General features: G+C 36.4%; 16 protein-coding genes and 1 pseudogene. 7 read left to right on the plus strand and 10 right to left on the minus strand.

The genetic code is table 11. The features are described from left to right. Positions 1-111: 111 nt before the first annotated feature. Positions 112-1,509 carry a right-handed parallel beta-helix repeat-containing protein gene (locus NSQ59_RS21660; RefSeq protein WP_340832733.1) on the minus strand — a complete coding sequence of 466 codons (1,398 nt, stop codon included), beginning with the start codon at positions 1,507-1,509 and terminating at the stop codon, positions 112-114. A 212-nt stretch (positions 1,510-1,721) separates the two neighbouring features. Here NSQ59_RS21660 and NSQ59_RS21665 point away from each other — a divergent pair, with 212 nt between their 5' ends. Together NSQ59_RS21665 and NSQ59_RS21670 are read left to right on the plus strand one after the other, a co-directional pair. Further along, on the plus strand, positions 1,722-2,081 hold the full coding sequence (locus NSQ59_RS21665; RefSeq protein WP_055742146.1) for a Lin0512 family protein: 360 nt from the start codon (positions 1,722-1,724) through the stop codon (positions 2,079-2,081). Positions 2,082-2,790: 709 nt separating this feature from the next. Continuing rightward, positions 2,791-3,594 carry an AIM24 family protein gene (locus NSQ59_RS21670; RefSeq protein ID WP_340832734.1) on the plus strand — a complete coding sequence of 268 codons (804 nt, stop codon included), beginning with the start codon at positions 2,791-2,793 and terminating at the stop codon, positions 3,592-3,594. Positions 3,595-3,799: 205 nt separating this feature from the next. Here NSQ59_RS21670 and NSQ59_RS21675 read toward each other — a convergent pair whose 3' ends face one another. The 4 genes from NSQ59_RS21675 to NSQ59_RS21690 form a co-directional block, all read right to left on the minus strand. Beyond that, a complete protein-coding gene (locus NSQ59_RS21675) occupies positions 3,800-4,723 on the minus strand; it encodes an AEC family transporter (protein ID WP_340832735.1) in 924 nt (307 codons plus the stop codon). A gap of 98 nt (positions 4,724-4,821) precedes the next feature. Then, complete coding sequence (locus NSQ59_RS21680; RefSeq protein WP_340832736.1) at positions 4,822-6,165, minus strand: CitMHS family transporter; 1,344 nt, start codon at positions 6,163-6,165, stop codon at positions 4,822-4,824. A gap of 115 nt (positions 6,166-6,280) precedes the next feature. After that, complete coding sequence (locus tag NSQ59_RS21685) at positions 6,281-6,964, minus strand: response regulator (RefSeq protein WP_445669220.1); 684 nt, start codon at positions 6,962-6,964, stop codon at positions 6,281-6,283. Beyond that, complete coding sequence (locus NSQ59_RS21690; RefSeq protein ID WP_340833187.1) at positions 6,957-8,585, minus strand: sensor histidine kinase; 1,629 nt, start codon at positions 8,583-8,585, stop codon at positions 6,957-6,959. Before NSQ59_RS21690 ends, NSQ59_RS21685 begins: the two co-directional genes overlap by 8 nt. 415 nt (positions 8,586-9,000) lie before the next feature. On the opposite strand from NSQ59_RS21690, the gene NSQ59_RS21695 reads away from it, so the two are divergent. Next, positions 9,001-10,350: an APC family permease gene (locus NSQ59_RS21695; RefSeq protein WP_235950461.1), complete on the plus strand. Its 1,350-nt coding sequence runs from the start codon at positions 9,001-9,003 to the stop codon at positions 10,348-10,350. A gap of 86 nt (positions 10,351-10,436) precedes the next feature. Next, positions 10,437-11,201 (plus strand): SDR family NAD(P)-dependent oxidoreductase, encoded by a 765-nt coding sequence (locus NSQ59_RS21700; RefSeq protein WP_126648690.1) that lies wholly within the window; start codon positions 10,437-10,439, stop codon positions 11,199-11,201. A gap of 156 nt (positions 11,202-11,357) precedes the next feature. Here NSQ59_RS21700 and pruA read toward each other — a convergent pair whose 3' ends face one another. After that, entirely contained in the window at positions 11,358-12,989 is a 1,632-nt protein-coding gene (pruA, locus tag NSQ59_RS21705) for an L-glutamate gamma-semialdehyde dehydrogenase (RefSeq protein WP_055742154.1), read from the minus strand. Positions 12,990-13,251: 262 nt separating this feature from the next. Further along, complete coding sequence (locus NSQ59_RS21710) at positions 13,252-15,480, minus strand: AAA domain-containing protein (RefSeq protein ID WP_055742155.1); 2,229 nt, start codon at positions 15,478-15,480, stop codon at positions 13,252-13,254. 623 nt (positions 15,481-16,103) lie between these two features. Between NSQ59_RS21710 and NSQ59_RS21715 the strand changes: the two are divergent. Together NSQ59_RS21715 and NSQ59_RS21720 are read left to right on the plus strand one after the other, a co-directional pair. Continuing rightward, positions 16,104-16,634: pseudogene (locus tag NSQ59_RS21715) on the plus strand (tyrosine-type recombinase/integrase). Positions 16,635-17,176: 542 nt separating this feature from the next. Beyond that, positions 17,177-17,317, plus strand: coding sequence for a hypothetical protein (locus NSQ59_RS21720; RefSeq protein WP_183102025.1), 141 nt, complete (start codon positions 17,177-17,179; stop codon positions 17,315-17,317). A gap of 34 nt (positions 17,318-17,351) precedes the next feature. Here the strand turns inward: NSQ59_RS21720 and NSQ59_RS21725 are convergent, their stop codons facing one another. Beyond that, complete coding sequence (locus tag NSQ59_RS21725) at positions 17,352-17,831, minus strand: hypothetical protein (RefSeq protein WP_340832738.1); 480 nt, start codon at positions 17,829-17,831, stop codon at positions 17,352-17,354. A gap of 964 nt (positions 17,832-18,795) precedes the next feature. Here NSQ59_RS21725 and NSQ59_RS21730 point away from each other — a divergent pair. Continuing rightward, positions 18,796-20,847 carry a S9 family peptidase gene (locus NSQ59_RS21730; protein WP_340832739.1) on the plus strand — a complete coding sequence of 684 codons (2,052 nt, stop codon included), beginning with the start codon at positions 18,796-18,798 and terminating at the stop codon, positions 20,845-20,847. A gap of 95 nt (positions 20,848-20,942) precedes the next feature. Here the strand turns inward: NSQ59_RS21730 and NSQ59_RS21735 are convergent, their stop codons facing one another. Together NSQ59_RS21735 and NSQ59_RS21740 are read right to left on the minus strand one after the other, a co-directional pair. Further along, positions 20,943-23,015: a DUF4179 domain-containing protein gene (locus NSQ59_RS21735; protein WP_340832740.1), complete on the minus strand. Its 2,073-nt coding sequence runs from the start codon at positions 23,013-23,015 to the stop codon at positions 20,943-20,945. A 175-nt stretch (positions 23,016-23,190) separates the two neighbouring features. Beyond that, a complete protein-coding gene (locus NSQ59_RS21740) occupies positions 23,191-23,508 on the minus strand; it encodes a Uma2 family endonuclease (protein WP_340832741.1) in 318 nt (105 codons plus the stop codon). Positions 23,509-23,717 lie beyond the last annotated feature (209 nt).

Below are 23,717 nucleotides of genomic sequence, written 5' to 3' on the forward strand. Positions count from 1 at the left end.
CTTTCGTCATATTTAGAATCTGTTAAGATTCATAGAGTTTCAGGAGTTAAAGCTGGTACGTTCATTACACTATTGTATCTATATCTTTAAACGGAAAGAGGATGATCAAATTTATTCTACAATTTTCTTCGCAGGTGAATTCTTTTTCAATTTAAATTCATCATGGTTTGCATTTTCGTATTTTGGATCTAAATAACTGGATTTCCGGTCACTTTTTGAAGCATTTTTGAACTTCGCAAACGACGTATATTCTTCATCCTTCCATACCCAAATACCAGTTTTTCTATTTTCTTTATGGAATATATTCTTTTGTAATTTAGTATTTTTATTGGTTTTAAAATAATTGGCAATAAATATGCGCGATGGTCCGGCGGTCAAAATATTTCTATCGATTACATTATCTTTTGTATCATGCTGTAGCAAAATCTGTCCGCCGTCTAATCCCTTCGTGTCGTTTCGGTAAATGATATTTTGGGAAATCGTAGAATTTAGAGTGCCTCCCCGATCTTTATCATATCCACCAATCGAAATCCCCGTGTAAAAGTTGTTATATATGGTATTGTTATTTATATTAATTTTTTCAGCATATTTTCCGGCATGCTCCGAGGTTGCTTCTATTCCGATATCACATTGATAAACGGTATTCTTTTCAATGGTTATCTTTTTCCCGCCGTCTACGTAAATACCGTCTGCACTATAATCCTCCCCATAAGCTGGATTGCCGTAAGAGGAGATTTCATAAACTTTGTTATTTTTTACTGCACCATTACGAACATAGTCAACACTTTTATTATTAGAAACACCTTCATAACCAATTAGATCAATCCCGATATTATCACTTCGGCGAACTATGTTATTTTCCACCTTGAAACCGTCAATATTCCCATTCAGTACAAGAGATTCACTTGAACCGAGTTTTAAATCCTCCACCGTATTATTTACAATATTTATGTCTTTCATTTGGCCAGATCCATATACAGCGATTCCATGCCCATTTCCATCCTTTGCATAAGTTTCAATCCGCTTTACATGGTTATTTTCTAATACAATATGACTGCTAGATCCCGTAACATAGATTCCCATTACCGTTTCATCTGTTAATTTAGTAGATAAATCCTGGATCGTTAATCCGCTAATCGTAACATAGTTTTTATTATTTATCGTAACTAAGGAGGTATCCCCTTCCACACCCTTTAGATGCTCTCCACTGAGAACAACCTTTTCCTTTTTATAGGCTTTAAAAATAATTGGTTTTGATTTTGTTCCACTATGCTTAACAGCAAGCTTTTCATTGTAGGTACCTTCTCTAATAAAAACTGTTGTCCCTGCTGTTGCTTCTTCAGCTGCTTTTTCTAGCGTGCGATAGGGCTTTGACTTTGAACCATCATTATGATCATTTCCATTTAAAGCTACGTATATAGACTTATCCTGTTCTGCAATAGTATTATTTAATATGAAAACAACCATTATCATAGCTGCAGTTAAGAGGATTAATATTATTTTTTTCACGCGATCATTCCTTTATTAAAAGTAATCTATAAAACTATTTGAAATGGTTAATGTCAAACACATATTATACCCTTCTACTCTTTGTATGCTTTATATAAATTATATTTTATTTAGCTTATTGGAGTAAAACAGGAAAACCTAGAACTAATCGGATGCATAATGAGGTATTTTTGATAAAATAGAATCAATGTCAACAGTGAGGTGTATGAATGATGGAAAAACTAATGTTTATTGAAACCGGGATGGGTATTGATGTTCACGGGCAAGATATTACGAAAGCAGCTGTCCGTGCTATAAAGAATGCCATTCACTTTAATTCGATGCCGGGTATCCGCTCTGTATTGCCCGGAAACAGCTTGGACAATATGGTTGTAAATGTAAAATTAGCCGTCCCTTGCGATAAGGATAAACTGGATATTGATACGGTAAAAGAGGCGATACCTTTTGGAAAAGTATCAGTAGAAGTGATGGACGGAGGCATGCTGACAACTAGCGGAATTGTTATTGAGGAAAAAGGCGATAAAAATGATAAGATGTACATTGTTGTGGCATCAGTAGAAGTTGGCTATTAGTATAAAGTAACGGCAAAAATATTGAAACCTGAGTGGACATACATTCCGTTATTTGTGACAAAAATGGTGATTTTGCATTTTTAACGGACATACGTTCCGCTAATTAGCTAAAAGTATGTCAATTTGATGTAATTTATGGCATTTAGCGGAATCTGTGTCCGCAAACAAACCGAAAATAGCACTTTTTATGAAAATAACGGAATCTGTGTCCGCAAAGAGTGGAAACAATTGAAACTATGCATAGCCAAGTGAACGTAATTAGATACCATTAATTAAAACGCAATTCCCATGCGTTTCTGTGTACCTTTGATTTTAATTTCATACTTTAACAAAGACCTCGATCTAATCTATACTTTTTTGTCAAGAAGATGGTTTCCAAGAAGAATCTTTCGAGATTCTTCGGGAACCATTTTTTTCTTGTTTGGTTTGGCGTATGTCTTTAAACTTAATGGTCCGAAAAGAATTTTGCTTATTAAACTATTTTGTTTGTCAATATATCAGCAATATTAACTACCTCCTTCCTATGAAATAAATCTATATTATACTTTCCCCAAACGATAAATTAGAACTATTAATACAGGAATATTATTCCAATAACTAGAACAAATGATATATAATTATCAACAAAGAAGAAATTTTCCACATTTATCTATCACAAATCTTTATTGTTTTGTATTTTATTTAAATAAAATTGAAAAGAGGAAGTTTAATGTCAGAAGCCTATCAAGTTATTAGTTTTGTTGAAAACGAAAATATGAAAATTGAGATTTTAGAATATCAGCATTTAGGTGGCAATGATAATTTTTCTATTGCTGAAAAATTGTATTTTGCTCAAAAGTCCAATATCAAATTAAGACAAGTCAGGATTACACTAAAAAATAGTTCTTTAACAGCGGAATCCGGTGCTCTACAGTTTATGAAAGGGGATATTACATTAAAAAGCTTAGGGGGAACGGGAGCGAAAGGATTTTTAAAAGGAATTGCCTCCAGCGTTTTAACGAATGAATCTGCTATCAAACCGCAATACAAAGGCAGCGGTGTCATTTATCTGGAGCCTAGTTTCAAGCACTACATTATTGTTGAACTTAACAACGAAGAAATTGTTGCGGATAAAGGTCTTTTTTATTGCTGTGAATCCACTGTTTCCGTTTCTGTTCAGGCAATGAAAAATATCTCTTCCGCCATTGTCGGTGGGGAAGGACTCTTTCAAACAAAAGTTTCCGGAAGCGGATATTGTGTATTTGAAATACCTGTTCCTGAAGAAGAGCTTGTGGAATTTGAAATTCAAAATGAAATGGTTCAGGTTGATGGAAACTTTACACTTTTCCGAGTTGGCAACATTGATTTTACCGTTGAAAAGTCTACAAAAAGCATTTTCGGTTCTGTTGCTTCCGGGGAAGGATTGCTTCAAACATTTAGAGGCACCGGAAAGGTCATTATTGCTCCAACCTTACCTGTTTACGAAAAATTGGCTTATGCTATATCCCCTATAACAACATCTAAAAAAAATTAGCGGTACGAAATGTGTCACTAATTCTAGTTATGATAAAGAAGATAGCAGTTATAGAAACTTCTAAGATTCTTTAACCGCCATCTTCTTTTTTCTGTCGAACTCCATAACACACACTTTTAATGTGTACACCAAGGAAAATGACTTAGTTTCGTCGAAAAATGCTAAAGTCCCTAATAATGATTACAATTATGTTTACCCTTTGAAATTAAAATATAATGGTCGACAAAAATACAACTGTAGTAACCGTAATCATGCTAAATAATGTTGACATTAATACTACCTGTGCTGCATATTCCGGATGATTATCATACTCTAAAGCAAACAGCGCACTGTTTCTTGAAGTTGGAAAAGAACTTGCTATAAACAGAGCTTGTGCAGTAGTTCCGTCCAATTTTAAAAGGAAAATGATAAGCAATGCAATGGATGGAGAAAGAATTAAACGACCGATTAAACTTAGGATTAAGGGTAAGGAAAAGCGCCTTATTTTTATATACGCACTTTGTGCGCCAAGTGTAATTAGGGCTATTGCCAAAAAGGCATTTGAACTATTTTTTATGGGAGTCCATAAAAAACCCGGGATTTTAATATCACAAGTATGAAGAATTAATCCTAATAAAAAGGCATAAATGACAGGATTTTTTAGGAATTGCTTTATGGCTTTAAATCCACTGTGATCGACCGAAACGGAATTAAATAAACCATAGGTATAGGTAAGTAAATTTTGAAAAATCATTACAACAATCTGGATGGATGCCCCCAATGGGCTGTGTTGGAAAACAAGCTGACTTACAGGCAACCCGAAATTACCCGAATTATTAAGTACGATACTATTCTTAAAGGTTGAAGCAAGACTGCTTTCAAATTTTGCCGTTTTAGAGATGATTGCACTTATGAACATTAAACAAAAACATTGTAGAACTAAGAAACCAAGAATGTGCAAAAGTGTTTCCCCACCAATATGATTCTGATAAATATTTACAAAACTAACAGTAGGCATAAGAAAAAAAGTATTTAATTTTGATAAAGTATTCATATCAAACTTAAATTTCCGATGTAAAAATACACCCGCACCTATTAAGATAAATACTGGTAAAATAACATTCAATCCAATCAGTAAAAATACACTCATATTGTTCCAAATACCTTTCCACTAAATAAAGCCCAAAAATTCGAAAATTGGAATCTTTGGACTTCACTTTATAAAATTTTTCCAAATCTATAATTCATTTAAAATGGAATAATAGTCAAAATAAGTGCAACTAAAATCATTACTATCGCTGATCCACATGCCCATTTTAGAAATGAGCGTTGTAAATCTCCAAAATCTTCTCCCACCATTCCAACTAATAAATAAGTAGAAGGAACTAAAGGACTTAATAAATGAACTGGCAACCCTAAAAGTGAAGCGCGTCCAATTGCTGCCGGGTCGATTCCAAACCCGCTTGCCGCTTTCGCCAACAAAGGGAGAACGCCGTAGTAAAACGCATCATTTGACATAAAAAATGTAAATGGAGCACTTAAAATTGCTGTAATGAGAGCAAAGTGTGAGCCGAGGGCAGTTGGTATATGAGTAATAACCGTATTTGCCATGGCATCCACCATTTTTGTTCCTGAAAGAATACCAGTAAATATACCTGCCGCAAAAACCATGGAAACAACTGATAATGCATTATCCGCATAGTGCATGATTCGTTCTTTTTGTTCTTTTAGATTTGGATAGTTGATTGTAATCGCAATGGCAAATCCAATCATAAATAAGACAGTTGCTGGAAGCACTTCTTTAATTAGAGCCACTAATAAAAGAATAGTTAATAAATAGTTTACAAGAATTAATTTTGGACGTTTAAGGTAGGCTGTTTCTGATGTAGCAGCCACCATGGACATTGTACTATAATCTATTTCCGCAACACCAATCCGTTTACGCTCTTTCCTTCCGAGGCAATAAGACATGAACAATACAAATAATACTCCCCCAATCATACTAGGAATAACAGGGGTAAAAATATCACCCATCTCAAGATGAAGCGCTGTCATTGCTCGGGCAGTAGGTCCTCCCCAAGGAAGAAGATTCATAACACCGGACGCAGATACAGCAATTCCCGCTAGAACTAATGGTTTCATGCCAATGCGTTTATACAAAGGAAGCATAGCGGAAATCGTAATCATATAGGTTGTTGTTCCATCACCATCAAGAGAGATTAATAACGCTAGAACCGCCGTACCAATCGCAATCTTTACTGGATCACCTTTAACAACTTTCAAGATTTTTGAAATAATTGGATCAAAAACGCCGGCATCAATCATAATACCAAAAAATAGAATCGCAAATAATATCATGATTCCAGTAGGAGCAACACTTTTTATCCCTTCAAGCGCCATGGGACCAATTTTACTGCCAAAACCACCTATTAATGCAAAAACGACAGGGACCACCATCAGTGCAATCATAGCGGATAGACGTTTGGTCATAATTAATATCATGAAAATAATAATCATTAAAAATCCTAATATTGCTAACATAGTCTTCACCCCTTTTGTAAGTAAATTAATAATAATCGAAACATTACACATTGAAAACGTTTACAAAATAAAGTTAATATCGTAAATAAAATGGTATTTTGTTCATTTTGTTCACAAGAGAAAGTGAGCATAAAAAAAAGGATGACCGCAATTCCTGCTGTCATCCTTAAATGGGATAATATTTCCTTTCCGGCCGCCCCACAATTCCGTAAACTACTTCCGTTCTTGCTTCTTTAATCGAGGATAGATATTCCAAATATCGCCGGGCCGTAATCCTGGATGCGCCTATTTCTTTTCCAACCTCTTCAGCGGAAAGACCCATGTTTTTTATCTGTAGGACGTTTTTCACCTTTCCAAGAGTAATTTCATCAATTCCTTTCGGCAATCCCTTTCCCTTTCCTCCTGTTTCATCTACTTTTTTACCAAAAAGAAGATCAGCATAATTCTGATTTACTTCTTGGTTTGATAATAATAGGGAGTGCTTTTTGATATATTCATAGATAACTTCATTAAACCTATCCCTATCTACAGGTTTGATTAAATAGTTTTCAACCCCACAGTTTAATGCTTTTTCAAGAAAAACCTTATCGGTTGCCGCGGTGATCATAATGATACTTACCTTCGGAAAACGTTCCCGGACGAGTGGAAGTAAATCAGAACCTAATAAATCTGGCATATAAACATCAAGCAGCAATAAGTCTGGGTTATTTTCCTCTAATAAATTCAGCGTTTGTTCACCATTCAATGATTTCCCAACTACCTCTATTTCCTCGAATTTTTGTAAAAATTTCTCATGAATATCGGCTATTCGAAAGTCGTCTTCTGCGATTACCGCTTTGATCTTATTCAAGGCTTTCATTCCTTTCGTTTGTTTTAGGAAGATACACCGTAAAAATGGTTCCGCTTTCTTGGCTACTTTGCACCTCTATCATCCCATTCAACTCTTGAACAGCTTCTTCTGCATTGGAAAGGCCAAACCCTCTTGGTTCATTCCCAGATTTTGTTGTAAATCCCTTATCAAATAGATGAGGAATCTCTTTTTCCCCAATCCCCTTCCCATTATCGGAAATTTCAAAGATGATATCACTTCCAAGATCAGTAGCAAAAAATTTTACCGTTGGGAATTTCGCATCATAGACAGCTTCAAAAGCATTGTCAATAAGATTTCCAATAATCAATATTAGATTTGATAGCTTAATATGAGGCGGTAATACCTCTAAATAGCTATCTACCACAATCTCAAAATTAATTTTCTTTTCCGATGCTTTACCCAATTTTCCTAATAGGATGGCCTGGATTTTCGTATCTTTAATTTGGTTAAAAACAATCGAATTCTGGTTTTGTAATGTTCGTGTCTCCGTTTGGATCATTTCAACTGCCTGTTCAAATTCGCCTAATTGAAGCAATCCTAATAACACATATAATTTATTTGTAAATTCATGGGTTTGCGCCCGAAGATCTTCCGAGTATCGTTTTACCTCTGAAATAGTGTTTAACATATCCTCAATCTCTGTCTTATCACGAAAAGAAGCAACTACTCCACTTATACCACTCTCTTCAAAAAGTGGCGTGCAATTTACGATAACGGTTTTGTCTTTCCAGACCATTTCTTTGTCAATTAGGGGACTTCCTGATCTTAGTACTTGATATAAATAGTTAGAAGGAAACAGTCCGTCTACTTTTAAATGGCGGACAGAACCTTTAATATGTAACAGTTTTTTTGCAGGCTGATTCATCGCTGTAATATACCCGTCTTGATCAATCGCTAATATCCCTTCTTTTACTCCATGAAGCACCGCATTCTTTTCTTTATAAAGTGCTGCTATTTGATATGGTTCAAGGCCCATTGTATCTTTGCGGATATTCCGAGCCAGCAGGATACTGCCAATTAATGAAATCAAAAGTGCAAAGAGGGAAACAACAATGACCTTCGAAACATTTTTCAATATTTGATGTTGGATATCTTCGAGGAGAAATCCAACGGAAACGATTCCAATCACTTCTCCCTTTTTATTTAAAATAGGAGATTTCCCTCGTATAGAAGGCCCAAGTGACCCCTTCGCCTTCGAAACATAATATTCTCCATTATGAAGAGCCCTTTCGTTATCTCCGCCACGCATTTTCTTTCCAATCATCGATTTTACCGGATGCGAATATCTTATTCCTTCTTTATTCCCAATAACAACAAATTCTGCACCGGTTTCTTTACGAATCCTTTCCGCAATCGGCTGTATCATTTTGGATGGGTCATCTGTTTGAAATGCGGAAATAATAGTTGGAATAACCGATACCGTTTTCGAAATCTGCAGCGCCATTCTGCCCTTGTTTTCTTCTATTTGTTTACTCTCCATAAAACTGTAAAATACAGTCAGCAGCATGATTAACAATAATCCCAATAATAATACCAACCCGAAAATTTTTGTCTGAAGTGAACGTTTTTTCGTTTTCAGGCAGCATCCCCCCTTACTCATCAACATGACGTTATCCTAAAATAATTATAACCTTTCATGTTCCCGATTTCTTTTGCAAACTTTCAAAAAAGAGAAACAATCTGACATGATTTGAAGGCATTCTCCGTCTCTTTTTATGCTAGATTCTATAACTGCTGATTATTTTATTAATCCTTTTACCTGAATCCATGCATATTCCCAATTTAATCTACTGCTATTTCTACCTGCCTTTTTTCTTCCCATTGAGTGAAACACAAGTCCTATCCTTTTTTGTCAAAATATATGGTAAAAAATGATTACCAATGGTAATATATTCGTATATTTATAACAATTTTCTCAATCTTTCGACTAAACCCCAAATTCATAATTGTTATAAATATCCATAAGACCATTCACCTATATCCCGTAGGTAATTCAACTAGAGGAGGTCATATTTTTGCAAGCAGAAAAACAAGAATTAAAAAGGAGTCTTTCCATGAGGAACTTAATCATCTTCGGGATGATTACAATGTCTCCGCTTGCTCCTTATCAGGTCTTCGGATCAGTAGCCCAAGCTAGTTACGGAATGGTTCCGTTAGTATATTTAATTGGTGCCATTCTGATGTTTTTTACTGCTTTGAGTTATGCCAGGTTTAGCAGAGAGTTTCCATATGCAGGATCTGTATATTCATACGTAGGAAAAGGGTTGAATCCGCATGTTGGTTTTTTGGCTGGATGGACTATTTTATCCGATTATATTTTATGTCCGGCACTAATGTGTTTATTTTCTGGTTTGTGGCTAACAGGTATTTTTCCAGGGGTTAATACAAAATTTTTAGCCATTGTCTTCATTATTCTTACAGGATTGATCAATATTCGTGGAATAGAATTAAATGCGAAAGTAAACTCATTTTTATTTTGGGTTCAAATTGCTGCACTAATTATCTTTTTAGGATTTGCAATCAAATTTGTCTTTATCGAAGGTTTAGGAATGGGCGGCTTCTCGTTAGCTCCAATTTTACAACCTGAACACATTTCTTGGAAATTCATTGCAACTGCTACTTCCATCATATTGCTGGGATTCGTGGGATTTGACGGTATTAGTACATTAGCAGAAGAAGTAACCGAACCTAAAAAGACGGTCGGTAAAGCAACCGTAGTGGCATTAGTCACAACAGCCATGCTGTTCTTAATTCAAACCTATTTGGCTTCTTTAGCTCATTCAAAGTATATGAATTTAAATCCAGACATGGCATTATTTGATATTTCCAAAGAAATTGGCGGTTATTATTTCTATATTGCTATGATCATTATTAATGTTGTAGCAGTCGGACTTGCTGTAACGCTAAATGTTCAATCAGCAGTTGCCCGTGTTTTATTTGCAATGGGTAGAGATAATTTTCTTCCTGGTTCACAATGGTTAAAACATATTCAACCTAAATTCAGGACACCAGCGAATGCAATTCTTTTATCCATGATAATATCCGTTGTCCTAATTTTATCAGTACCTATTGAAACTATTTTAATGTTCGTAAACTTTGGTGCAGTTACAGCATTCACTGTTCTTAACTTTTCTGTGATTGTTTATTTCTTCTTTAAAAGGAAAGAACGTGGAATCAAAGGTTTTTTCTATCACCTTTTATTCCCATTCATCGGATTTGCAGTTTGTGCCTTTGTTTGGTCAGGGTTCGATATGAAAACAAAATTGGTAGGAATTTCTTGGATTTTCGTTGGTGGAGTAATTGGATTTATTAAATCAAAAGGTTACAAACAGGCTGGTCCATCCATGGAAAATTATAAAATGTAATATGCTATTTCAGGAAAACGTAAATTATCCTTTCCACAGAAATATAAATTAATAGAAAACAACATCTATACGAGGAGGAATTTTTAATGAGATTAAAAAATAAAGTAGCAATTGTCACGGGTAGTGCACGAGGAATTGGCGAAGCGATGGTAAGAGATTTTGTAAATGAGGGAGCAAGTGTCATTATTTCCGATATTTTAGAGAAGGAAGGACAAGCTCTTGCATCTGAATTACAGAATGAAGGGCATAATGTTTATTTTTTTAAAACAGATGTATCCTCCGAGCAGAATGTAAAAGAACTTGTAGCATTTACCGTCGAAAAATTTGGCAAAATTAATATCTTATGCAACAATGCAGCTATTAACATTCCTGGTTCCGTGACCGAATTAACAGAAGATATTTGGGATAGAACAATGGATGTAAACGTCAAATCCCAATTTTTAGTATCAAAACATGTCATTCCGATAATGCAACAATCTGGTGGAGGTTCTATTATCAATACCGCTTCCGCAAATAGTTTCGTTGCAGAACCACGCCTTTCAGCTTATGTTTCTTCTAAGGGTGCCATTCTTATGCTGACAAGAGCAATGGCTCTAGATTATGCAAAAGATAATATTCGGGTAAATTGTATCTGTCCTGGCTGGGTAGATACAACATTCAACGATGCACATGCTGATTTATTTGGTGGAAGAGAAGCCGTTCTTAAAGATATTGATTCTATTCAACCTATCGGCAGACCTATCGAACCTATTGAAATCGCTAAAGTAGCAACATTTTTAGCATCAGATGATTCTTCTGCATTGACAGGCTCTCCGATTATTGCAGATGGCGGGATTACTGCAGGAGTATAAATAGTTTATTAAATTGCAAGCTGTTTTACCTTTTTTATTCAGCTAACAATCTTCCAAGTCTTGCCTTCCTATAAGGGAAGGTGATACTATTATCTACTTCATTTTAAAAATAAAAGAGGTTGAAACCAAAACATTTCAACCTCTTTTTTAAAAGAATTATTCTGCATCCATAAACGGATATGCAACTTCTGCAGTTGGAGCAAAGTTTTCTTTGATAACACGAGGACTTGTCCAACGAACCATGTTAAATACGGAACCTGCTTTATCGTTTGTACCAGAACCACGGGAACCACCAAATGGTTGTTGGTCAATCATTGCACCAGTTGGTTTATCATTGATATAGAAGTTTCCAGCTGCACCGGATAAGCGGCGTTCTAAGTGAATAATCGCTTCACGGTCTTGAGCAAAGATTGCACCTGTTAATGCATAGATAGACGCTGTATCTACTGCTTCCAATGTTTCTTCTAATTTATCATTTTCATATACATAAATCGTTAAGACCGGTCCAAAAATTTCTTCTACCATTGTTTTAAAGTTTGGATTTGTTGTCACAATGATGGTAGGTTGAACAAAATATCCAACAGAATCATCATACGTACCACCAGCAATAATTTCTGCCTCTTCAGAAGCTGCAGCAAAATCAATATAGCTTGTAATGGAATCAAAAGCAGCTTTATCAATGACAGCACCCATAAAGTTTCTAAAGTCTTGGATATCGCCTACTTTAAGTTTCGCAGTTTCCTCTACTAATCCAGATTTCACTTCTTCCCAAAGACTAGCTGGAATGTAAGCGCGGGAAGCTGCTGAACATTTTTGACCTTGGTATTCAAAAGCGCCACGAACAAGGTTCGCTACCACTTTATCTACTTGTGCAGTTTCATGAACAAATACAAAGTCTTTTCCGCCTGTTTCCCCAATTAAACGAGGATAAGATTGATAGTTTGCAATGTTTTCTCCTACTGTTTTCCAAATTGTTTGGAACGTACTTGTTGATCCCGTAAAGTGGAATCCAGACATACGAGGGTCTGTTAAAACTACTTCTGATACTTGTGAACCACGAGAAGGTACAAAGTTGATTACTCCTTTTGGTAATCCTGCTTCTTCTAATACACGCATAAAGTAGTAGTTTGATAGTAAAGAAGTTGTTGCTGGTTTCCAAACGACTACGTTCCCCATAATTGCGGGTGCTACCGGTAAATTCGCACCAATGGATGTGAAGTTGAATGGAGAAATTGCCAATACAAAACCATCTAATGGACGGTAATCTGTACGGTTCCAGATATTCTTCGCACTGCTTGGTTGAATTTGATAAATTTGATTAGCACAATCAACGTCATAACGTAAGAAATCTACTAATTCTTGAGCAGCATCAATTTCTGATTGATAAGCTGTTTTAGATTGTCCTAACATAGTAGAAGCATTAATTAGATCACGGTAAGGGCCAGAGATTAAATCAGCAGCCTTTAAGAAAATAGATGCACGGTGTTCCCATGGCATATTTGCCCATGCTTCTTTCGCAGCCATTGCAGCTTCGATCGACTCACGCAATTCTTTTTCACCAGCTTGTGAATAGTTTGCTAGAACATGTTTATGATCATGCGGCATAACGACTTGCTTCACTGTATCTGTCTTTATATTTTCTCCATTTATAATCACAGGGATATCTACTACAATATCAGATTGGCGTTTTAATTCTGCTTTTAATGTTTCTCTTTCTTTTGTACCTGGAGCATAAGTATTGCCAGGCTCATTTTTAGGTGTTGGGATTTTGAAAATTCCATTGCTCATTCTTCAACATTCCTTCCTGTTTAAAAAATTTGTCACTTTAATATCAAAATTTCATCTTCTTCGACAAATTATAACATACTTTTTATTCTTATACTTTCTTTTCTGCAAACGAATTCAAATTCCTAATTTTGGGTCATTTAGGATATTTCCTGAAATGCCGTAGCACTCAGTTTGGAAATATTTAATACTATTAAATCAAAGCTAATAATTGCTGTTTTTATAATGATGACACATTAAAATACTTTATCGGAAAACCACTTAGCTAAATCTGTTTTAATAAATATTCACATACGTTATTCGAACGAAGTCTAGCTGCCACAAAAGGGGGCTGTACTCCTTTTGCGCCTTCGAGCGGAAGTCCCAGCCATAAAATTTTATCGTCAATAATCACAAAAGGAAACGGAAATCTTTGGTCAATCCAGACATCACAGCTTCTCCACTTTTGATTGGAAATAACGGTCAATTTAATTTGTTTTCCTCTATTTATTAACTGTCTATTCCATTCTTCGGATAACTTGGTACCCTCTGGAAGGGAGATGGTAATCGATGACGTTGCCGATCTCAGGTCTTGAAAAACCGCTTCCACTTTTCGCGCATGAATCCACCTTAATTTTTGGTGTTGATTTCGAATCCATGAACCTATTTCTTTCGTTGTGACCGTTTGTTTGTTCCGAACCTGATGGTCAACAAGTTTTCGAAGTGTTTTTCCTTTATATAGGTGGCTTTCGATAAAATTTCTGTTGCTAACGTGCAGAAATTTCCCTTTCGTTCTCGTAATCGCTACGTTAATCAATCGTTCACTGTCCTTGCCGGTGACTAGCATACCGGCTCGATCTTGCGGGGTACTATCGACCGTATCAAATATCATCACATCCCGTTCACTCCCCTGGAATCGGTGGACAGTAGCAGCAATAATATCCGCCCCGCTGCGCTCTTTCTCATATATCTCCTCAAGAAGCATTTCCATAAGATTCGCCTGTGCACGGTAAGGTGTCACATACCCAATTGATTTTGCCCCACCCAAATATGACTCATGAATCAATTGAAAAGACAGCAATAGTTGCCATAGATTAAATCTGGAATTAGTTGTTTTATCACTTACACAATGCAAGCCCGTGAAACTTGTATCTATAAGCACAGCAGCTTGATCTTTAAAAGGAGCGAGACGAGTAACGCTATTTCTGCTTTTAGAAACACTTTCGTGATCTCCAACAAGAGAATGGTAGATGTATCGATTGGTAAAAGCTGAAATATCCGGGTGCATCCTCCGCTGTTCTTTTAATAAAAAGAGCTGAGGGTGAAGCTTCCCTTCATTCAACCATTCCACCACACCTGCCTTATGGAACACATCCTCTTTTAGCCATTCGGAAACAAGCGGATTCCTGCTTGAAGCAATCGGAGGCAATTGCTTGAAGTCACCGCAAATAATGACCCGCTTTCCTAAGGCCGCGGCAAAAGCTGCCTGTGGCACATAGGCCATACTTGCTTCATCGAGGATGACGATGTCATAATCCGGTTCATAAACAGCGCTGTCACTTGCCGCCTTTGCCAGCGTCGTTCCTACTATGAACGCATCTTTAACTAATTGGACTTCTTTCTTCCGAATTTTTTCCAGTATCCTAGAAAACTTTGTTTCTAGTTCCAGCAGATGTTCCGAATCTCGTTTACTGAAAGAATTGGCCAAGTCTTGCTTTAAGTGACGTCTTTCTTCACCTAGTCTCTCTCTATCCTGTGCAAGTAGGGGGTCCTGCTTTTCAATAAGCAGATTTGCGGTAATTTCGTGATGGGCAGATAACGTTTCCCCGATGTTTCCGCCGTAGCGGAGCACATCCCCTTCTCGGAATCTTTTTTTCTTTTTAATAAAATCTGTCAGTTCACCCATCAAAACGTCGACAGCTTGATTGCTATGCGATAAAATCAACACTTTTTTCTTCTGAAAATATTTGTTTGCTGCAGTTCTTGCCAAGGTGTAGGTCTTTCCGGTACCTGGAGGCCCCCAGACGAACGTGGCAGGATTGTATTTAGACCTCAAAATCAATTCATGGACATTACTCTTGATCTTCGCCTTAGGATGTTTAGTTTCCATGGAAGGATTCATCAATCTCTTCACTCGCAGCCGCTTTTGTTTGCTTTTCTTGATTTCATCCAAGCGCTCTATTAATTGTTCTAGCAATTCCCAAGGGTCATGCAGCAGATTTGCATCCGGGATGAGATCGCCAAAGTTTTGTTCTAACTCAAGAATAACTCCCCTGCCTTCTGAGGAAAGTATCTTTCCACTACTTTTCATCGTTCCCCATTCCAATTTTATGGATGAACCAACCGGTATCCTTAATGAGATAGCTGTATCAAAATAATAGCTATAAGGGCCGTCATTTGATAACAGCCTTCCATTTGTAACAGAATAGCGGCTTCCGCCAAATTTTTTTAAGTGATTAATCTCATGTTGCAGTGCGTTCTGCCATTCTTTTATATACGTTTTCGTTGTTGTCATTTGCTTCACCTTGTCATTTACTACTTATAAGAAAAGTAGTTATACCTATATCTATTCTTATTAGGACATTGTCCTTACTTCTTTCGCTCATAAGTTCATACTCTATCATACAATAATTAGACTCATAGAATAACGTAAATCCATATAATTGGAATTTTTAAAACTTGGGGTAGAATAGAAGAGAACGAGTATCCCGTTCTCGAAATGGAGGCTGGCAAATGGAAGACTTTTTAACGACCATTAATCATGATTTACATGGATTAAAGTTAGGCATTTACCAAAATTATTATTCCTAACTAGTATTTTCTCTATTTCGAGACGTTTGAATACTGATTTACGAGACAAACGTAGGCCCTTGACTCCACTAGTCGTCTATCACTCTATCATATGAGTTGTGTATGAGGAGTTTGGTTTATCACCTTTTTTATAACAGTTATCGCTAAAACGACTATGTCTAACCTGAACGTATGTTTTTGATTAAAATCATGCTTTCATTTAGTTGTTTTTATTGACCTCTTCTTTATTCTTCCTTTATCCTTAAAACAAATTAAAAAATTATACATTCAAAACCGTGAATTTATAAAGGAGAATGGATCATGAATCCATAAAAAAATGTACAGCCTATTCGTACCAGGAACAATTAACTTCGATGAAGTGGGCTCTGAAACGTCACTGCTTGCCTCGAGATTATGTTTTATTTATTTTAGGATGTGAAAAAACAGGGCTTCGCGTTGGAGACATGCTTAAATTGAAATCTGAAACGATACGGAAGTTGAAAAAAGAAAGAGAAAAGGTCCTGGGTGTTAAAGAAGGAAAGACCCAGAAAATCCGGGATATCTACATAGGGAATTGTTTTGATGAGATCTATGAATATGCAGCTGCGCTTGAAAGTGAGGGGCTGTTTCCTTCAAGGAAAGGATTTGGGCCCGTTACGGCAGCTGAATAACGTTGCTGAATTTGCTGGAGTAGAGCATGTTGGAAACCAAAGGTTACGAAAAACATTCGGGCATTGGTTTTATAAAGCGACGAAAGATGTGGCCATGTTGCAGGGGATTTTAAATCATTCCCAGCCTTCTGTAACGCTCAGGTATATCGGAATCACTCAAGAAGAGACTACTCAGCTCCTTAAGCATTTTAGCGTTTTCAATAATTGACATTTATATCAAGCCATATTATAAAAAAAACATATTACTTTTTTCTCTGGTTCTGCTTTTTTTTTATAAAATTGATTAATGATGCGGCTATCCAAAAACATATTGTTAAACCTATTACAGCAACCTAAAATTTTGAACTACCAAATAATAATCCCGGTGATTATAGCCGGGAGCAATAGTACTTACTACTATATCTGTCTTTTCCTCGATTATTCATGTATGAATAATCGAGGAAAAGAGCTTAACAAAGATTTATAATTTTATGTATAAATAAGCCTTTTTATAATGATCAATAAAGCCATTTTAAAATCAATATTAAGAACTCACGATTCTTAGATTAGATATTTATTATAAAACTATAAAGGTGTGGTAATAATGTTTAAAAATATCTCAGAAAAGACTAAATTAGTTCTTAGTTTATTATTGTTAGCTGTGTTAATAACTATTGGAATTATTTTAAGAATATCTAACGGCTATCATGATATGTTTTTTTAAAAAACAAAACTTTTAGAAGCTATTACTCTATGAAAGAAGGTTTTTAAATGGCTATATTGCTTGTTATTTTATATTTTATAATTGGTTTTTCTATTGCTATTTGGTTGATTTTAAAAGGTGTTAAATATTTTAGCCCTGAACTAAATGCTTTTTTAGAAAAATATAAGGAAAGACATAAAAAAAAATAAACAGGAGAACTATTTTCGTCCTCCTGTTTATTTTTTACCAATAACCAATAAATGAACATGCTTTTTTAACACTTGGATGATTTTTTCCTAATTTATGGCATGCTGCTTTCATCCCAGCATGATATGCGTCAGCAATAAGAGTTTCAGCCAATGTTACCCCTATCATTGTATATAAAATATATTTCACTGGTCCCCATGGATCATCTTGGCCTGCCGCAAACGTAACAACAGTATTTGGATTTTGAATTTCTGCCCCATTTACTAACGACTTTAATTCATTTTGTGGTGCTATTTTAACAGCTTCTTCAAGATTAGATATTTGTTTTTCCGTTAAACCAGCTTCTTTTGCTTTTTCAGTATCTAAGATATATTTACCATTTTTTTCAACAATTGCTGTATGAAACGCTTCATTGATATGATCAAGTGTTGTTTGATCAAGTTCGTTCACTTGCTTTGCAGCATCATTTATTTCTTTTGCACTAGCGAAAGATGGAAGAGTAAATGTAATCAACAACGCAAAAGATAACATTAAAAGTAAAGATGAGAATACAGTTTTTTGGATATAGCTGACATATATTTTCCTCCTTTTGGATGAAATTAGTAAGATCTTACATATTTTTATTTTATAAAACTATTAAAAATTTGCAATGTTTCTAGCATTAAATGGTAAAATAAGATTATAACATAGGAAAATATCCCTATTTGCATATAATGAAAAAAGTAATTATTAGTTCACTAACAGCAGCAAGTTTATTTGTAATCCCTTTATCTATTAATATAAATAAAAATGTTGAAAATACTCCTGCATCTAAAACCAACTCATTACTACGAACCATGCAAAGACGGCTACAACAAAGTGCTAAAAGCAGGAGTTATTTTTGAAACAGGTTTTATACACATGAAAATTATTGAAGCAATACAAAAAGAAAAAGGTGCTATCCATAAAGTAAGTTTTCCTGACTTTATGGATAGCGCCCTGTTTTATTACCGTTTTTTACGTAATCTTATTTCTCTTTTTGTTCAGAAACAGTAACGTTTAATAATAGGGAAATAATTTACATGAATACTTTGAAATATTTTAATCTCTTGAAATAATAGCAATAAAATCCTATTAAACGTGCTGTAATAGGTAGAATGACATTAATAATATGTTGTTAAATAAATAGGATATTCTATTGTTATTGTTCATAAAACCTAATAATAGAAATTGGGTATCTTTGCTATTTAATCTTGAGTATAAAAGGTAGAATGATAGTTGGTTTGGCAGAGTGCCTATGCCAGCACACAAAAGAAAAAGTTGCAAGACCATTTATCAGGTTCCCTAAACTCTCAGTCTCGGAAACAAAAACTCGCTTACATTTTTTCAGCTGTAATTACTAATGAAGTTTCATTTTCTACTCACCAATAGTATTAAGTCGAAAAAAGAGGAATTCACCTACCATTTCACGAAATATTACCTATAACGAAAGGAGGATTTTATGAAACCACCTATAGCAAAACGCATTCCTCATCCCCATGAATTGCATGGCGATGTACGCGAAGACGACTTTTATTGGCTGAGGGATCGCACCAATCCGGAGGTCATCCATTATTTAGAGGAAGAAAATCGGTATTACGATGAAATCATGCGCCCATTGGAGAAACAAACCGAACTAATTTATCAAAGCATGCTTGACCGTGTTCCCGATTCAGAAGTGAAAGTGCCGGTGCAGCATGGACCATACTTCTACTATTCCCGTTTGGACAAAAACAAGCAATATCCAATCTATGCACGTAAGCAGGCGACAAGCCGAAATCTTTTGCCAAAAGTGCCAGAGGAAGTGGTGCTTGATCTAAATGAACTAGCCAAAGATGGTGAATATTTAAGCGTAACGATGCAGCGTATGAGTACCGATCATAACCGCCTCGCTTATTTGGAGAATCGGGATGGCACGGACCGATATACCATCCATATCAAGGACATGAAAACTGGCGAGCTTCTGTCCGACCGAATTCCAGATGTCTTTTTATATGGCAGTATGGAATGGAGCAGGTGCGGGGAATACATTTTTTACATTACCGTTGATGAAAGTCAACGCCCATACCAGTTGTGGCGCCATCGTTTAGGCAGTGATGTGGAAAATGATCAGCTGATTTTTGAAGAAAAAGATATTACTTTTACCTTAAGTATGTATAAATCATTAAGTGGTAAATTTATTTTTGTACATTCAAGATCGAAAACGACGAGCGAGATTCGCATGATAGATGCTGATTCCCCGTTATCACCTTTACAGCTATTAGATGGACGGCGAGAGGGAATAGAATATGATGTCGAGCATTGGGGAGATGAACTGCTCATCCTGACAAACGAAGGGGCACCGAACTTTCAGTTACTCCGTTGCCCTCTAGGTGACCTCGATTCACGGGTAAAAGTCGCCCCGTATAACGAAGATCGCTATCTTCAAGCCATGTACCCTTTTCGAGATGCATTGCTTATCTTTGGACGCGAGAACGGGTTGACGCAAATCTGGGTACTTCGTGAAGGAGAGTTACAGCGAATTGAATGGGATGAACCTCTTTACACCGTGTCGATTTTATCCGATCAAAGCTATGAGACAGCGGAAGTATTAATCCAATATGAATCCTTGCTCACACCAAAAACAACTTACGGGCTAAATCTCCTTACTGGAGAGAAGCAACTTTTGCAAGTTGCTCCTGTCAGCGGAGAATATGATCGTTCCCGTTTTCGTCAAGAGCAGTTGTGGGCGATAGCCGAGGATGGAGTCAAAGTGCCGATGAACATCGTCTATCAGGAAGGAGCACTAAGGTCTGGGCCTGCGCCGTTGATTTTGTACGCGTATGGATCGTATGGAGCAAACAGCGATCCACATTTTGACCCGTATCGTATTCCGTTATTGGAAAAAGGAATTATATGGGTTACTGTACAAGTGCGTGGCGGTTCCGAAATGGGACGCAGGTGGTATGAAGACGGAAAAATGCAGAATAAAAGAAACACATTCACCGATTTTATCGCTGCAGCGAAATATCTTATTGAGCAGGGCTACACAACCTCAAGTAAAATGGCTGCCCGCGGAGGCAGTGCGGGAGGTTTGCTAGTCGGCGCAGTGGCCAACATGGCCGGTGAACTGTTTCAGGTCATTGTTCCGGCAGTACCGTTCGTCGATGTAGTCACGACAATGCTCGATGCCACGATTCCCCTTACCACCCTTGAATGGGATGAATGGGGCAATCCTCAAAACCAGGACGACTATTTCTATATGAAGTCATATAGCCCTTACGACAATGTAGAAGCGAAAGACTATCCGCATATGTATGTCACAACCGGTTTGAACGATCCAAGGGTCGCTTATTGGGAACCAGCAAAATGGGTTGCACGTCTTAGAGCCGTAAAAACTGATGACAATGTCCTTGTACTCAAAACGAATATGGGTGCGGGGCATTTCGGCGCATCAGGTCGTTTCAACCACTTAAAGGAAGCTGCCGCTTGCTATGCATTTATTCTTGATAAGCTTGGTGTCGCTACCGAATAAAAAATCAAGACCCCCGGTAATCGGGGGTTAAGATATGATCATAATTGCGCCTTAAAAATGTCCAGTTAATATGTGGCACCGGTGAATTTTTTAATTCAATTATGTTTCAACGAAAGCTTCACAACATCATCTAAATATTTTGTTGTATTATATCCATGAATCACCAGTTTTTTAGGAATTACCTTCTCTCCAGTGTTGTTACTTTCCAACATTATGTTTTGAACAGTAGCCAAATAGCGAGGCTGCTCGATTTCCTCATAAACAGTAGAGACATCATTTATATCATATTCGACCCCGTTTTTATCAATGAGTACCCCTTCAGAATTCATCTCTCTTGAATTAATCTCATTTTCCTCATTCCCCACAACCTCCAATTGAAGTGAATCATATGCTCGATTCTTGATTTCACGATTGCTTATCACAACATTGGCAGGCTGTCCAACTTCCACCTTGTCGATTGAAATGGTGCTGCCAGCATATTCAAAGGTCTGAGGATAACCTTTTGAAGCATCCAATTTGATGGTTTTTTCGTCTTGTATCGTTAAATGAACAGAATTGAATTGAACGTTAATCTCTTTTGGTTTTTCTCCAAAAAGTGGATCAAAGAGTATCTGAAAAGTACTCCAATCCATGTAATTACTTGCAAAAGAGCTGCCATATATATCAGTTTTCACTTTTTTATTGTTCACTTCTAGATTATCAACATTAAGAAAATCTATCCGCTTTTGTGGCTGGCCATTATTAACATCTAATTGCAAAATTGTTGCCGTTGGAGCAATGGTTAGTTTCTCAAACCGAACCGGCACCCCCTCGACTTTTGTTTTTCCAGCCAATGCATATTCTTTAGAGGGACTTTTTGTTACAGGTATATCGAAGTTCCACTCCCCTGTTTCATATCCCGTGTCCTCATAAGGAATAATACGTTTACGGTCAGAGGAATCACGAACAATTTTCTGAAGTTTTGTGATCGTAAGTTTGATGGTCCCTTTATCCTTTGTCAGCGGCTGCAGACTCATCTTTCCGTGATACACGTTCTTTTCCTTATTGTTTATATCCGATTTAAGGTCAGGAGGATGGTACCTTGGATATGTTTCAGGACTCATGATTTCACTTTTGTTCTCCACAACAACACCATCGTCATCATAACCTATCACATATTGATTATCATCAGCTGTATCTTCTATTTCATAAAATACAAGTGTCTGAACATCATCGGCAATCGCACCTGTAATTCTAATTTTTACCCCATTACTTTCCGCTACCAAGTTCAGCTTTTCACCCAGGTTGTGTTGCAAAAGGACTCGTAATTGCTGATCTTTTATTGTCCATGTATAGTAGAGGTCAGTAAACGAGCCTGTAAAAAACCCTATACTCATTACTAATACGAAAACACTAGCAAAAACAAGTCCTATTTTTTTACGTTTTTTACTCTTCCGTTGTCTATGCTTTTCCTTTTCTGCCAGCCTATCTTTGACATTCTCCATAAAACCAGATGGCACGTAGTCCATCCTTTCAGTAAAATTTAACATGGTTAACATGACATCCTGAAAGGTACTTAAATCATCCTGACATTCTTGACAATGGTAAATATGTTTCTCTAAATCAATCTTTTTCGACCGATCCAGAGTTTTTTCTAAGTAATCGATGTAATTCTTATGATATTCTTTACAGCCATTAAAGCTTGACTCATACCCCATTCCTTTTTTTAATGACTGGATTCCGGAAAACAAATGATCTTTTAACTCTTCCACGGAAATCTTAAGAAGATGTGCAGTTTCTTGCTTAGAAATTCCTAATATATATGTAAGAATAACCGCTTCTTTTTCAAGCTGTTTCAACGGATTAAGTGCTTTAAATAAATCCTTATGTAGTTCACTTTCCTCCGAAACTTGTAAACTTCTATCATCCGAAAGCTCCCGGCTGGTTTGTATAAAAATGGACGTAATCCATGTTTCGTATGATGTTTTATTTTTAAATCGAGGCAACTCCTCGTTCACTTTTATAATGGACCGGTAAAAAAGCTCTTCTATTTGATGCTGATTCCTAAAATAACACCAACCTAGAATATAGAACGATTGTTTATGCTGATTGAACCAATCGACGGCGGATTCCACGTTTTTTTCTCTTATCAAAGTGATTGAATTGGATTCCATTTTTGCTGTGATCATAAATTTCCTCCCCCCTTATTTGCATATTCTTTATACACTATGATATAGAAGGAGGAAGTTACTGGCAATACTGGAAGTCCCCTATTTATTAACTTTTATGAACTTTCAAGAAACAATAAGGACGGATCTCATGTTTCCAAAAAAAGAAATATGGGATCCGTCCCTATATATCTATCTACTTAAAAATCCGATTCATTTCTATTTCAAGTTCGTCGAAATAGGAGGACGGTGCAGTTTCATTCTGTTTATAGGTGCTGACACTTTTCACATCACAATGCTCGAAGTGATAAATAGTAATCTCCTTATTAAATGGATTGACAATCCAATATTCACTGACACCGGATTCCATGTACAGATCCAATTTTTTCACGATATCTTTACTTCGCGTACTTTCTGATAACACTTCCACAACAAGAGCTGGTACACCCGTGTAATAGTCCCTCTCATCCAAATGGTCATCTAAATCACATATAATCATCAAATCTGGTTGCACAACACTGAAATACACCGCGATTAGGTCTTAGCTAATTAAACCTTAGCTAAAGGGGAGATAAAAATCAATGAAGGACCAGGATTCAGCTCCTCAAAATAGGACAAGTTTGGGATTTTAGAAATAGTTTTGCGAAAGAATAGAGGAAAAAAGAAAAGAGAGAAAGAACTCTTGTGTCCTCCTCTCTTGCTTTTGCTAATTTTAAAAAAATA

Origin of the sequence: Margalitia sp. FSL K6-0131 (genome assembly GCF_038008735.1) — a bacterium.
Lineage (GTDB): Bacteria > Bacillota > Bacilli > Bacillales > Bacillaceae_C > Margalitia > Margalitia shackletonii.

Bases quoted from the DNA above. Each gene is read 5' to 3' on its own strand.
- NSQ59_RS21665 (WP_055742146.1), top strand. From the start codon at position 1,722: ATGGAAAAACTAATGTTTATTGAAACCGGGATGGGTATTGATGTTCAC.
- NSQ59_RS21670 (WP_340832734.1), top strand. From the start codon at position 2,791: ATGTCAGAAGCCTATCAAGTTATTAGTTTTGTTGAAAACGAAAATATG.
- NSQ59_RS21675 (WP_340832735.1), bottom strand. From the start codon at position 4,723: ATGAGTGTATTTTTACTGATTGGATTGAATGTTATTTTACCAGTATTT.
- NSQ59_RS21680 (WP_340832736.1), bottom strand. From the start codon at position 6,165: ATGTGTAATGTTTCGATTATTATTAATTTACTTACAAAAGGGGTGAAG.
- NSQ59_RS21690 (WP_340833187.1), bottom strand. From the start codon at position 8,585: ATGAGTAAGGGGGGATGCTGCCTGAAAACGAAAAAACGTTCACTTCAG.
- NSQ59_RS21700 (WP_126648690.1), top strand. From the start codon at position 10,437: ATGAGATTAAAAAATAAAGTAGCAATTGTCACGGGTAGTGCACGAGGA.
- pruA (WP_055742154.1), bottom strand. From the start codon at position 12,989: ATGAGCAATGGAATTTTCAAAATCCCAACACCTAAAAATGAGCCTGGC.
- NSQ59_RS21710 (WP_055742155.1), bottom strand. From the start codon at position 15,480: ATGACAACAACGAAAACGTATATAAAAGAATGGCAGAACGCACTGCAA.
- NSQ59_RS21720 (WP_183102025.1), top strand. From the start codon at position 17,177: ATGGCTATATTGCTTGTTATTTTATATTTTATAATTGGTTTTTCTATT.
- NSQ59_RS21730 (WP_340832739.1), top strand. From the start codon at position 18,796: ATGAAACCACCTATAGCAAAACGCATTCCTCATCCCCATGAATTGCAT.
- NSQ59_RS21735 (WP_340832740.1), bottom strand. From the start codon at position 23,015: ATGATCACAGCAAAAATGGAATCCAATTCAATCACTTTGATAAGAGAA.